This is a genomic window from Pedobacter sp. GR22-6 (genome assembly GCF_037402555.1).
Lineage (GTDB): Bacteria > Bacteroidota > Bacteroidia > Sphingobacteriales > Sphingobacteriaceae > Pedobacter.
Map to the genome: position 1 here is coordinate 257,339 of NZ_JBBEUC010000003.1, position 13,310 is coordinate 270,648.

At 42.7% G+C, this 13,310-nt stretch carries 11 protein-coding genes; 9 read left to right on the plus strand and 2 right to left on the minus strand.

The window, feature by feature from the left end; translation table 11 throughout:
• The first annotated feature begins 38 nt into the window (after window positions 1-38).
• From WAE59_RS14925 to WAE59_RS14965, 9 genes are all read left to right on the plus strand, one after another.
• Complete coding sequence (locus WAE59_RS14925; RefSeq protein WP_337856781.1) at window positions 39-1,004, plus strand: FecR family protein; 966 nt, start codon at window positions 39-41, stop codon at window positions 1,002-1,004.
• Between the two features lie 29 nt (window positions 1,005-1,033).
• Window positions 1,034-4,648, plus strand: a complete 3,615-nt coding sequence (locus tag WAE59_RS14930) for a SusC/RagA family TonB-linked outer membrane protein (protein ID WP_337856782.1) — start codon at window positions 1,034-1,036, stop codon at window positions 4,646-4,648.
• A 12-nt stretch (window positions 4,649-4,660) separates the two neighbouring features.
• On the plus strand, window positions 4,661-6,106 hold the full coding sequence (locus tag WAE59_RS14935) for a RagB/SusD family nutrient uptake outer membrane protein (protein ID WP_337856783.1): 1,446 nt from the start codon (window positions 4,661-4,663) through the stop codon (window positions 6,104-6,106).
• Window positions 6,107-6,123: 17 nt separating this feature from the next.
• Complete coding sequence (locus tag WAE59_RS14940) at window positions 6,124-7,452, plus strand: zinc-binding metallopeptidase (RefSeq protein WP_337856784.1); 1,329 nt, start codon at window positions 6,124-6,126, stop codon at window positions 7,450-7,452.
• A gap of 8 nt (window positions 7,453-7,460) precedes the next feature.
• Window positions 7,461-8,780 carry a DUF4302 domain-containing protein gene (locus WAE59_RS14945; protein ID WP_337856785.1) on the plus strand — a complete coding sequence of 440 codons (1,320 nt, stop codon included), beginning with the start codon at window positions 7,461-7,463 and terminating at the stop codon, window positions 8,778-8,780.
• Window positions 8,781-8,899: 119 nt separating this feature from the next.
• Complete coding sequence (locus tag WAE59_RS14950; protein WP_337856786.1) at window positions 8,900-9,154, plus strand: hypothetical protein; 255 nt, start codon at window positions 8,900-8,902, stop codon at window positions 9,152-9,154.
• On the plus strand, window positions 9,138-9,536 hold the full coding sequence (locus WAE59_RS14955) for a DUF983 domain-containing protein (RefSeq protein ID WP_337856787.1): 399 nt from the start codon (window positions 9,138-9,140) through the stop codon (window positions 9,534-9,536). The genes WAE59_RS14950 and WAE59_RS14955 overlap by 17 nt, the downstream gene beginning before the upstream one ends.
• On the plus strand, window positions 9,533-10,195 hold the full coding sequence (locus WAE59_RS14960; protein WP_337856788.1) for a DUF2461 domain-containing protein: 663 nt from the start codon (window positions 9,533-9,535) through the stop codon (window positions 10,193-10,195). Before WAE59_RS14955 ends, WAE59_RS14960 begins: the two co-directional genes overlap by 4 nt.
• Window positions 10,196-10,222: 27 nt before the next feature.
• The gene (locus WAE59_RS14965) at window positions 10,223-11,065 is read left to right on the plus strand and encodes an OmpA/MotB family protein (protein WP_337856789.1); all 843 of its coding nucleotides are present in this window, start codon (window positions 10,223-10,225) and stop codon (window positions 11,063-11,065) included.
• Window positions 11,066-11,132: 67 nt separating this feature from the next.
• Here the strand turns inward: WAE59_RS14965 and WAE59_RS14970 are convergent, their stop codons facing one another.
• Window positions 11,133-11,435: a DUF4286 family protein gene (locus WAE59_RS14970; protein WP_337856790.1), complete on the minus strand. Its 303-nt coding sequence runs from the start codon at window positions 11,433-11,435 to the stop codon at window positions 11,133-11,135.
• A 17-nt stretch (window positions 11,436-11,452) separates the two neighbouring features.
• Window positions 11,453-13,261, minus strand: a complete 1,809-nt coding sequence (locus tag WAE59_RS14975) for a tetratricopeptide repeat protein (RefSeq protein WP_337856791.1) — start codon at window positions 13,259-13,261, stop codon at window positions 11,453-11,455.
• Window positions 13,262-13,310 lie beyond the last annotated feature (49 nt).

Consider the following 13,310-nt stretch of genomic DNA (forward strand, 5'->3'; position numbering starts at 1 on the left):
TTTTCTTTTCTATTTGTCGTCTAACAAAACCAAGCCAATTGCAAGACGATTTACTATTCCAAAAAATCATCCTAAGGCATCTGAATGCTCCTGAGGATAAAACATTAGTTCAAGAAGTAGAAGCCATGAGGGCTGTATCTGGGGACCATGAAAAGCTCTTTCAGGATACCAAACGCATCTGGGAAGCTGCTGCAGAAACCAAGCGTTTACGCGGTCTGGACCTTGATCGTGCTATCGGAAAATTTAAGAATCAACTTGGTTCAGATGACCAATATAAGGTACGTAAATGGTTTAGCTGGCCTCGTCTGGCAGCGGCAGCGGTAATTCTTTGCGCCTTCGGTATCTGGGCTTATCAGGAAAACTCCGAGATCCGCTATCTGGTCAAAGAAACAAACGCAAAGATAGACTCTGTTGTATTGAATGACGGCACCAAAATCATGCTTGCTGAAAATACCACAATCAATTATCCAGAGCGCTTTGAAGACGATGGACGAAAGGTTACCCTTGTTAAAGGAAAGGCCTTCTTCTCGGTGGCCAGAGATACCAGTCGTCCTTTTGCGATTGCCATCAGGCAGTCGTTAGTAACCGTGCTGGGTACTTCTTTTAATATCAATTACTCAGATACGACGATTGAACTGAGTGTGAAGAGCGGCAAGGTCATGTTTACTCCGAATGAGAAAAGCAAGCCAGCTATTTTGGTCGCGAATGAAGGAATCAACTACAATTATACCGCGAATACTTTAAAAGCTGGGGACGGCTACAATGCGAATTCCTGGATCACAAAGGAACTGCATTTTATAGATATGCCTCTTGACGAAGTCTGTAGAGAGTTAAGTGGCTACTACGGTGTGCAGATAATTTTAGAAGATAAAGTGCACAGTCAGAAAAAATTCAACGCAAACTTCAGAGATGTAACGCTGAAGGAGGCATTAAATGTACTGAAGCAAACGTACTCAGTTAAAATACAACAAGAAAACCAAATTATCATTATCAAGAGCTTATAATAAACCTAAACCAACACTAATTATTATTTATGGAGAAAAACTACAAAAAGCACGTACGGAGACTTAAATATTGCCTTAAGGCAGTGTTTCTCGTTACGATTTTTTCTGTCTCCCTGTTAAGAGCAGAAGGTGTGCAGCCGCTTACATTTAAGGAAGAGAGACTGGAAAGTTACCTTAAGAAAATAGAGCTTGCTTACCAGGTAAGCTTTGTTTATGACGCTACTCAAATTAATAAATCGATGACCATCGATGCACCACAGCGATTGGTTTCGATCAACTCGGACCTTGCTCCTTTGAAAGAGAAAGGAATCAACTACAACATTGTTGGTAAACAAGTGATTTTGAAAAAGGCTGAGATTCAGTTGCCTGTAGTACGCGACATCACTGTGAAGGGACAAATAACCTTTGCAGTTGATAAATTACCCTTTCCGGGAGTAAACGTAAGGGAAAAAGGTGTAAACAGCAATGGGGTGACTTCAAGTTCCAATGGAGAGTACCAGATTAGGGTAAAAGACGGAGCTACCTTAATCTTTGCCTACATCGGGTATAAAACCCAGGAGATTCCTGTAAGTGGCCGTAACGTGATCAACCTGGCGATGGAAGAAGATGAAAGTCAGTTGAAAGAAGTAAATATTGTATCGACAGGATTCCAGAATATTCAAAAGAAGTTGTTTACCGGAGCAGCAACAAGTATTAGTGGTACTGATGTAAAGCAGGACGGTGTGATTGACATTAGCCGTATGCTGGAAGGTAGGGTAGCAGGTGTTTCTGTACAGAACGTGTCAGGTACATTTGGAACTGCCCCTAAAATTCGTGTAAGGGGAGCAACATCCATTTCAGGCGAGAATAAACCATTATGGGTAGTAGATGGGGTGGTATTGGAGGATGTCGTAAACATTTCAAATGATCAGCTATCCAGCGGCGATGCGACCACAATCCTCGGATCCTCTGTTGCCGGAATCAACGCTGATGATATCGAAAGTTTCAATATCTTAAAAGATGCTTCCGCTACAGCTTTATATGGCGCTCGGGCGATGAATGGTGTAGTAGTAATTACTACTAAGAAAGGCCGTGCAGGAAATACTAATGTCAGCTATAGCGGCAACTTCTCTACCTTTTTGAAGCCTACATATAGCACGTTTAATATCATGAATTCGGCAGACCAAATGTCTCTTTATGCAGAGGTATACCGCAAAGGTGGATTGTCTCCGAATATTGTGAATGGTCCAACGGGTGGGGTATTTGCAAAAATGTACGACCAAATCAACAGTTTTGATGCAACTAGCGGACAGTTTGGTGTGGCAAATACACCGGAAGGCCGTGCCGCATTTCTGAAACAATATGCAACCGCTAATACAGATTGGTTTGACGTATTATTCAGAAACTCATTTGTGCAGGAACATTCTGTGAGTATTACTTCTGGTTCAGATAAATCGCAACACTATTTTTCTGTAGGCTACTATAATGATAATGGATGGACTGTTGCAGACAATGCCAAACGTTATACTATGAACCTTAGAGGTGATTATAAACTCTCCGAAAAGTTATCTCTAGGAATTTTGGGCACAGGCGCACTGAGAAAACAGCGAGTCCCGGGAACCCTTGGTCGTACCAGTAATGTGGTTGAGGGCAAGTATACGCGCGATTTTGATATCAATCCATTCAGCTATGCTTTGAATACAAGCCGTACGATGCGGGCTTACGATGAAAATGGCAATTATGAATATTTTAAACGCAACTATGCACCATTCAATATTCTTGAAGAACTGGAAAATAACTATATAGACCTAGATATGGCTGATCTGAAGCTTCAGGGAGAGTTAAATTATAAATTCCTGAAGAATTTTGAATTTAGGTCTGTCGGAGCGTTACGGTATGTAAAGACCACAAGAGAACACAAAATCACCGAATACTCTAATATGGCAAATGCCTACCGTTTTGCGCCAAACTCAACCATTGCCGACTTGAATGAGTATTTATACAATGACCCAGACCGTCCGGAAATCATCGACAAGGAAATTGTACTGCCTCAAGGAGGATTTTATAACCGTAACGATGATAATCTGATGAGTTACGATGTAAGGGCTCAGATAAATTATAAACAGACTTTTGGGAAGCATGATGTGAGCGGTATCATCGGTCATCAAACTAAATTTGCTGATCGCCAGAATAGCTTTAGCAACGGATATGGTTATCAGTATGATAAAGGTGGCAGACCATTTACTGATTACCGCATCATTAAGATGTTGCTTGAAGGAAATTATAATTACTTCGGCATGAATCAATTTTATGACCGTTTCTCAGCTTTCTTTGCCAATGGTACCTATGCGTACGATTCAAAATACATCATTAACGGTACTGTAAGGTATGATGGCAGTAACCGCATGGGCAGTTCCGCTACTGCAAGATGGCTGCCTACCTGGACCATCAGTGGAGCCTGGAATGCAGATGAGGAAGATTTTATTAGAGAAATCAAGGAAATCAGCTTCCTTAAAATTCGTGGTACTTATGGCTTGACAGCAAGTATGGGTAGTGCGACTAACTCGGCGATTGTGTTATCCAACAGCACCACACTTCGCCCGAGGTTATCAGAAGTAGAGCCCAGAATTGTGTTGACCAGTTTACAGAATTCGGAACTTACCTGGGAAAAGCAATACGAAACCAATCTGGGTTTTGACCTGGGATTACTGCAGAGCCGCTTGACCCTTTCAGCAGACTTTTACAGAAGAAATGGTTTTGATCTGATCGGTCCTGTTCGTACTTCCGGAATTGGGGGGGAAGCAACGAAAGATGCTAACTATGCGGACATGAGGTCTGAAGGTGTCGATTTCACACTCGGAGCTACGCCCTGGAAAACTGCCAACTTCAGCTGGACAACCAATTTTGTCTTTGGTTATAATAAAAACAGAATCTTGAACCTGAAGAACCTGCCCAGAATATACGATCTTATTATTCCTGAAGGGGGACCATATCAAGGAGGTGCACAGCGTGGACTTTATTCTATTGACTTCAGAGGCTTAAATGCATTAGGTATACCAACCTTTATCGACGAATCCGGCAAAGAAGCCAATAGTGTGTATGTACAAAGTACCTCTCCTATGTATCTTAAATATGAAGGACCGGTAGACCCTCCTTACAATGGTGGTTTTAATAATACCTTTAAATACAAAGACCTGACGGTGTACATAGGTATTTCTTATCAGGCAGGGAATAAAATAAGGTTAAATAATGCCTATTCTGTAAGATACTATGACAGTGATGCTATGCCGAGAGAATTCTTGGATCGATGGACACTTCCAGGCGACGAAAGCAATACGAATGTTCCATCTGTGGCCGATTACTTAGTCCGTAGTAAAGACTTGAATGGAATCTACCCATATACAGCATACAACTTTTCTACCGATCGGGTTGCCGACGGTTCATTTGTGAGGTTGAAGCAAATTTCAATGATGTATAATCTACCAGCCAAATTTGGTAAATCTATGGGCGTGAAAAATGTTTCATTGAAATTGCAGGCCAACAACGTATGGTTGATCTATGCTGATAAAAAACTAAAAGGTCAGGATCCTGAATTTTTTGGTTCCGGGGGTGTAGCATTGCCAGTACCGAGACAGATTACCATGGCCCTTAAAGTTGGATTTTAATTAGAAATAGACATGAAAAAATATACACTATACCTTTTTGTACTGCTTGCATCAGTGAATGCAGGTTGCAATAAATATTTAAATCAGTCTCCGGATCAAAGGACCACCCTGAACACTCCTCAGAAAGTGTCGGAGTTGTTGGTCACGGCTTATCCAAGGGGAAATTATTATTTGCTTAGCGAATCAATGTCCGATATCGCAAGCTTTACAAGTTTGTCTGGTATTGATTTTCCGGTGAACCAAAACGGATATTTCTGGACAGACGTTCAGGATATACAGCAAGATAGTCCTACTTATTATTGGAATGCCTGCTACACCGCCATCGCCGCAGCTAATCAAGCGCTGGATGCTATTGCAAAAGCGGATGATCCTCAGCGATACGTTGGACAGAAGGGTGAAGCGCTGTTAGCACGGGCCTATGCACATTTTATGCTGGTAACCTTCTATTCAAGGGCCTATGATCCGGCCACTGCGGAAACCGATCCGGGAATACCCTATGTGACAGAACCCGAAACTGTCGTGTTTAAAAATTACGATCGTAAAACTGTCGCCTACGTTTACCAGCAAATAGAGAAAGATTTTCTGGATGGAATTCCACTGATCAACGACAGTTACTCAGTTCCGGCTTTTCATTTTACACGCAAAGCAGCTTATGCATTTGCAACCCGCTTCTATTTGTTTAGAAAAGATGCAGCGAAGACGATCGAATTTGCTAACCTTGCCTTTCCGGCCAATAATTTTGCTGCCAATGTGAGGCCTTGGAAATCCTATGCAAATTTCAATGTAGAGCAATTGGAGACTGCTTATTCCAATGCAGCGAATCCTGGGAACCTGCTCATTGCTGAAACGGTTTCCCGTGTAGGTAGAAACTATAAAAGACCAATCTATTCTGTGAATCAGACCAGGTTAAATGGTATCCTCACACCGGTTGGAGTAAACTTAAGCGCCTATAAAATTTATTCCAACTCTTCTACCTTCTATTATGTATTGAAGTTTGTAGAGCACTTTGTGCGTACCAGTATCAATGCAACTACAGGAACAGGATATACTATGGTGCCATTGCTCACCACAGAAGAAGTGTGGCTTAACCGTGCAGAAGCTTATATTATGCAAGGTAAATATGCAGAGGCGCTTACTGATATGAACGGTTTCATCAGCACAAGAGTTACTGCCTATGTACCAGCTACACACAATCTTACAGAGACCAGGATAAAAACCTTCTATGAGGAGATGACAACGGATACCAAACAGGCATATATCTATGCATTACTTGCGCTAAAAAAAGCAGAATTTGTACATGAAGGCATGCGCTGGATGGATATAGTACGGCATAAGCTTCCTGTTGTGCATGAAGATGCACAGGGCAAGACTTATACTCTGGAGCCAGATGATAAACGCAAGTTATGGCAATTGCCTGCAGAAGTGGCCCTGTCCGGTGTTCCACAAAACCCTCGTTAACCTTAACTGAAAGAAAGATGAAAAATATATATATCCTAACATTTGCAGTGTTGCTCTTCGCTGGGTTAAGCTGCAAAAAGTCAGAGAACCTCAACCGGGAAATTGTAGGCTTAGGGGGTGATACCTGGGAGCAGGGTACGCTCGATCAATGGTTGAACGTCAATTTTACTCAACCCTACAATATCAGTGTGAAATACCGGTGGGACGGTACAGAGTATGATAATGCAAAAACATTGATACCACCCAGAATCGAAAGGGTTCAACCTCTTATGGAAATGGTTCGTGCTGCATGGATTGATCCATATGCAGCACAGGTAGGTGAGAATTTCATAAAGAAATATGCACCCAAAAATTATGTGTTGGTGGGTAGTCTTCAGTACAATCCAGGTGGAAGTGTTACACTGGGAGAGGCAGAGGGTGGCATTAAAGTGACGCTATTTAATGTAAATAACTTCTCAAAGACCGACAGAGCGATTGCTAAACGTGTACTTAAAACCATTCATCATGAATTTACTCACATCCTTCATCAGACCATAAGTTACCAGAAAGAGTTTCCTCAGGTTACGCCTGCTGGTTACACTGCAGATTGGAACAATACGACATTGGCCACCGCGTACGCAGGAGGTTTTATTTCCCAGTATGCACAGGCAGCACCAAATGAAGATTTTGCTGAGATGACTTCCATCATGCTTACTGAAGGTAAGGCTGGCTATGAAGCAATTGTCAAAGGAATGACTGCTACTGCCCAAACCTCTATCCGTATGAAGGAAGATATGGTAGTTACCTATTTTAAACAAACGTATGGCATCGATTTCTATACCTTGCAGAACCGTGTGCAAGCAGCGTTGAATCAAAGTTCTCCATCGCAGCCCAACACGTATCTTGGATTCGGCACTACTTTACCATATACAGCGCTACATGGTATTTCCGGTGACGTAGCTGGACAGTCTGCGGACTTCGTTACGGTGTTTAATGCTGCAAAAACCGGCTTAGCGGCCTTAAATCCAAGTCCGGGAAGAGTCCTGTTGAATTTTTCATTGTTGTATACTGCTGCCAATCAGGTTACACTTCGGATCAATTACAACAATGCTGCAGGCGCTTCAGTTGTAGCAAACTTCACGTATAACCTTTCTACTGATGCAAATGGTGCTGTCAGTTTTGTGCTTTCAGCGAGTGATGCCAACGCAGTGGTGATCGCGCCAAGCATAACGGCATTGACCAACTATCTGACACAGAATAAGTTTGTGTACAAGTGGTATTATAGTTCGGATTTTAAATCTGAATATATTGGCTTGCAGAAGTCGACAGATGCTAATTCATACTTCTTTGGTGTTTATGGAAATTAATTATTAAGATGATGAAGAAATTATTATATATAGCACTGGTGATAACAGGTTTTGTTTCCAGCTGCAAAAAAGATACTGACCCCATTTTTGATGATCCTGACAGCCGGCTATCAGCTGAATTGGCAAAAGATCAGGCTATACTTCTATCCGCTGCAGATGGGTGGAAAGCCACTATTTATCCTAAAGGGGGGAAAGGTTTTTCTTATTATTTCAAGTTTACTGCGGAGGGCAAAGTGACCATGATGTCTGATTTTAACAGTACTACGGCTTCTGCAACAGCGGAGAGCACCTACCGTTTGAAGGCTTTGCAACGTCCTACCTTGATTTTCGACACCTATAATTATGTGCATCTTGCTGCAGATCCAGACGCTTCTATCAGTGGGGGAGGTGCCAGTACAGCTACAGGACTTGCATCAGATTTTGAATTCGCTTTTACGGAAGTTGTAGGGGATACTGTCAAATTTCTGGGTACGTTTAATAAGAACGTGATGAAGATGGTCAAACTATCTGCTGCCGAATCCCAAAGCATCTTAGCTGGCGGATTAAAAACCATGATCGATGCAAATGCACTCTATCTGACCAATAATAAATATCCTTATATTCCATTTTCAGATGGTGTAAAAGGCGCAATAGCTATTGATGCTAATGCAAAAACTGTCAAGCTAAACTATGTGGATAGCAAAGAAGTAAGTCAGACTCAATCCACTACATTTGCTTTTGGTATTAATAAAATTTATCTCAATACATTTTTAACTTATGGAAATCTTTCATTTAATGAAATGACCTGGGATGCTGTTGCCAAAACCTATTATGTAATGTCCGGCGCTACCAGAATTAATCTGTTGAATTCGCCCACACCGATTACTCCGCTTTCACTAATGTTTGGTTTTCCTTCTACTTTTACTTACAGAAAGATAACCATACCTTCAACCGGCTTGCCTGCAGGAGTCACCTCCGGGTTTAATGCGGTATACGCTTCGATGGTGAGTTTGTTTTCGGGTACGGGAAGAACAATCACCTCTACAAGTTTGACTTTAAATAGTAACAATACACTTACCGTTGATGTGGTTTATGCCACTACATCATCTTTTACTGCGAGTGCATCCTTTACTTACAGCAGGGTTGGAGATACCTTTACATTAAGTGCTCCGGTTTACAATGGGAACTGGAATACAAGGGCAACTCAGGTGGCTCCGTTGCAAAATTATTTGTTATCAGGACCATTTAGAGTTGATTGGGTCAGCTCTTCCAATCCATCTAATACCAGTACAATGGGAGGCTTTTATCGTACGGCAGACGCCTCATCATTCTTTTACGGAACCATGTAGTTCAGCTAGATATTCATTTTGTAAGCCCCGCTTTTTACAGCGGGGCTTCATCATTTCTGAAAATCATCCATCTCATAATTGATACTTCATCATTCCCAAGCTTTCCGTATATTTGCTGCATGAAAAAGATAGCATATATCTTCCTATTCACGCTCTTGTTGTCAGTAACTACTGTACAGTCTTCCAATGCGCAATGTGCCATGTGCACTGTTAGTGCAGAACAAAGTGTAAAGAATGGCAATACTCAGGGTAAAGGACTCAATGCCGGCATCCTGTATTTATTGGCTATTCCTTATCTTCTTATATCTGGTATGGGGATCTTGTGGTATGTCAAGTACCGTAAAAAATCAACTGGATATGCCGAAAACTTCTAAGCTTTATGCCATTGTAAAGGGCAAATGCCCACAATGTCGCAGGGGCGATATCTTTACGGGAAGCCTCTACGGATTCAACATCCAGCGAACCAATGAAATCTGCCCGCATTGCGGACAGCGGTTCGAAATCGAACCGGGTTATTTCTATGCGGCCATGTATGTGAGTTATGCAATGAACTGTGCAGAGATGATTGCGCTGGGAATTGCAACTTATGTATTATCCGGCGGAAATCTGGAATTTGAGTCCCTCTGGCTTTACCTGACCGTGATTTTTACGGGCTGTTTACTTTTGGCACCCATCAACTATCGTTATTCCCGTGTGATTTTATTACATTGGCTCTCACCTAAAATAAAATATAAAGCCGAATACGATCGATCATGATTCAGTCAGACACGCTTACCTTCATCAAAGACGTAGCGGAACACAATAACCGCGAATGGTTTGCAGATAATAAAGACCGTTACGAAACTGCAAAAACCGATGTTCTTGCCCTGGTCGAACAGCTGATCCCTAAGCTGGCAGCGATTGACCCTGAATTTTCTATAGATACCCCTGCCAAAAAATGCCTGATGCGCATTTACAGGGATGTACGTTTCAGTAAGAACAAAGATCCCTATAAAAACAACTACGGCATTTCCTTTAATACAAAATCAAAAGGAATACCCGATCCGGGATATTACCTGCACATCCAGCCAGGGGAAAGTTTCTTTGCGGCCGGCTTCTGGATGCCGGAAGCACCTGTGTTAAAAAAAGTGAGGGAAGAGATCGATTACAATACTTCCGAATTTCTGGACATCATTCAGGCTAAAAGCTTCCAGGGGTTATTCGAGTTAGAGCAAACGGACAAACTGAAGAATGCGCCTAAGGGCTATGATGTAGGTCATCCGCAGATTGAATTGCTCAAGTTAAAAAGCTTTATCGCGGTTACGCCGTTGAAGGACCAGGATTTCCTGAAGCCAGCTATTGTCAGCCAGTTGAGCAAGGCTTTTGAAAGTGTATATCCCTTTGTTCAATTTTTGCGCAATGCCGTTGTGCAGTAACCAGCAACCACAAAACCATACATACAAATGAAGAGAATCAGTTTATTTTTATCTATCGGATTATTGGCAAGTGCTTTCAGCTCCTGCGTGATCCTGTCGCCAAAAAAATATAAAGGACTCCTGGCTACTCAGGATTCACTGAACCGCGGATGGAACGAGTCTCAGATGATGAACGGCAACCTGGAAAGCCTGATCGCCAAACTTCGTAAAGATACCACAGGACTGAGCAGTGCCCTGAACGACCTCCGAAACCAGTACTCAGATATGAACAGCAATTATGAAAAGTTGCGCAGCAACAGTTCATCTGAGATTAAAAAGTTATCCGGCGATCTCCAGAAACGTGAGCAGCGCTTAAAAGAAGTAGAGGAAATCCTGCGCAAACGTGACGAAGCGACCAACCAGTTGAAAGAAAAACTACAACAGGCCCTACTGGGCTTCACGAAAAATGGCCTCACCGTAGAGATCAGAAATGGGAAGGTATACGTTTCCCTGATGGACAAATTATTGTTTCCTTCCGGAAGTATCGTCATTGATGAGAAAGGTAAGCAGGCACTTAGCCAACTGGCAGAGGTGCTGAAACAACAACCTGAAATCAACATTGCGGTAGAGGGACATACCGATTCGCAGAAGATCAACAACCTCGGACAGATTAAAGACAACTGGGACCTGAGTGTACTGAGGTCAACTTCAGTAGTTCGCTACCTTACCGAAGTCAGTAAAGTGGAAGCCGTACGCATGACGGCCACTGGTAAAGGTGAATTCCAGCCATTGGCTCCTAATACCAATGCGGAGAGCAGAAGTAAAAACCGCAGGATTGAAATTGTACTTTCTCCTAAACTGGACGAACTATATGACCTGATCAAGCAGTAAGCGATCTGACATTATTCTAAAAATGCCCTGCTCATTTTCATGAGCAGGGCATTTTTTATTGAGGCCATTAGGCTACATATTCCATTAGGGTTCGAAACGATACCACCTGGTTTTCAAAGTTTGCACCTACATCAGATCTTAGGGCAGGGGCAAAGTTCTCCAGGTAATTGTTGTAATTGTCCAGGTTTTCTGAAACGTACTGTGCACAATAAGTTACACCTTCGTTAGGCGAATCCAAAACCTTCAGCAGGCGGTAAGAAACAAACATCTCTGTGGCCATCACCTGTGGGATGTGGACATCCAGCATCCATTGCAGCCAGCGTTCAGCGGCAGCATCTTCTATGATTGAGGTTACATTGTATAATAACATGTTGCAAAGATAGGAACTTATGTGCCAATATTATCGCCGCGAAGTTTCCTGAAGCGTTTTCTTGCTTCTGTGGTAAACATGCTGCCAGGGTGTTCATTGATCAGCTTTTGATAAAGTATCTTAGCCTGTTCAGTATCTTTCAGGTTGTTTTCCAGGAGATCAGCCAGGGTAAATAAGGCATCGTCGGCCCAGATGCTGCTGCTTTGCTGCTCAGTAAGTTCCTTCAACATCTTCACCGCATTGGGAATGTCGCCATTCTTTACATAGATTCTCGATTTGGCCATTAAAATATCATCCAGCAAACTGTTATTGGGAAAGGCAATAGCAATGCTGTCCAGTTTGTTCAGTGCCTGTGGAAAACGGTTTCTGAACTGCAGCATCTCTGCATCAGCGTACATCTTCAGGGCATTGCTGTCGAGCGTCGATTGCAGATTGTCTGAGATCAACAGGCTCAGGTTCAATGCATCGTTGGCGATGAGTTGGGATGTAGAGGCCTTCAATACATCCGCCTGCGATTTTGCATAGGCAAAGTTTCCCTGGTAAAAGGAAAGACGTGCCGCACGGTAGTGTGCTTCGTTCGCCACAGGTTGTCCTTCAAATTGTTTGGCTACCTGCTCGTATACCAGGAAGGCTTCCCAGGGCTGTTGAGTGAGGATATAAATATCTCCCAGATCCAGTTTCATTTCACCCAGGTCGGCATTACTGATGCCAGAAATGCTTAAAGCTGATTCCAGGGATTGTTCGGCCTGGCCCAGCTCGTTGAGGTAATAAGCCTGTAACTTAGCCAGCTTTTTCAAGGCAAAGACTGTCTGCGCGGTTTTGCCGTATTCATTGAGGATAGATTGATAGCTGGCTGCCAACCCTGCTATCGCTTGTTTATCGTATTGCCCGGAAATCACCAGTTGGTATTGGGCATCGATCATTTCCACCTTCGCAGGCAGAAACCAGGGGTTTTCTTTTCCCTTAATGATGAGGTATTCAAAGGCCTTGATCGCAGTGCTATAGGCCTTATTTGCGATGAATGTGTTGGCTGTGTTGAACAGGATTGCTCCGTCATCTTTGATGCGTTTGTCCTGGGCAATCAACTGCCTGAGTGCCATCTCATACTCTTGTTGCTGAAGGTATTGCCAGATCAATAGCCGGGTATAGATTTCCATCTGGGGTTCCTTCTGGATCTTTTTCAACAGTGCAGTTTGTAAAAGCAGGTAATCAGATTTGTCTTCAAATACGGTAGAGAGCACACTTTCTGCCTGTGGCAATAGCTCCGGGCTCTCCCCCAGGGCATTGATGTACTCCTGGATCAGCATGTTTTTGTCTTTTTTAAACCGATAGATGCTCAGGAGCTCATAAGTAAAAAGCTTCTCGTTGTTCATGATTTTCCTCCCCTGCAGAAAGGTGGCTATTGCCATATCATAAGCCTGGAAACCATAAAACTGATTGGCCACTTCCCTGATCTTAAACTCATCTGCCGGCAGCTTGTTCAGGGACTCTGCATAAAGTTTGTTGGCCTGTTCGGTCTGCCCTTTTTCCTGGTATACCCTGGCCAGTGCAAGCGGGTATTGCAGACTTTTGGGAGCGGCCTTTATCTGTTTTTTGATGTTCTTCTCTAGTTCTTCATACTTTTTGAGTTTGATCATTGAAAGTACATAGAGTTCAAAATGGCTATCATTCTTCGAAGTACTGAACAATTGCTCAAAAAGTTCTGCTGCTTCCTGAAATTTGCCCTGTTGGTAATATTGGAAGGCCAGTGCCTCGTTTATATTGTCCTGAGCGGCGCAAAATATAGGAGGCAGACAGCACAACAGGATCAGGATTATTTTTCTCATGGCAGGCTCATTCTCTCTTTGTTCCTAAAATAGCAAATTGAAATGCGTA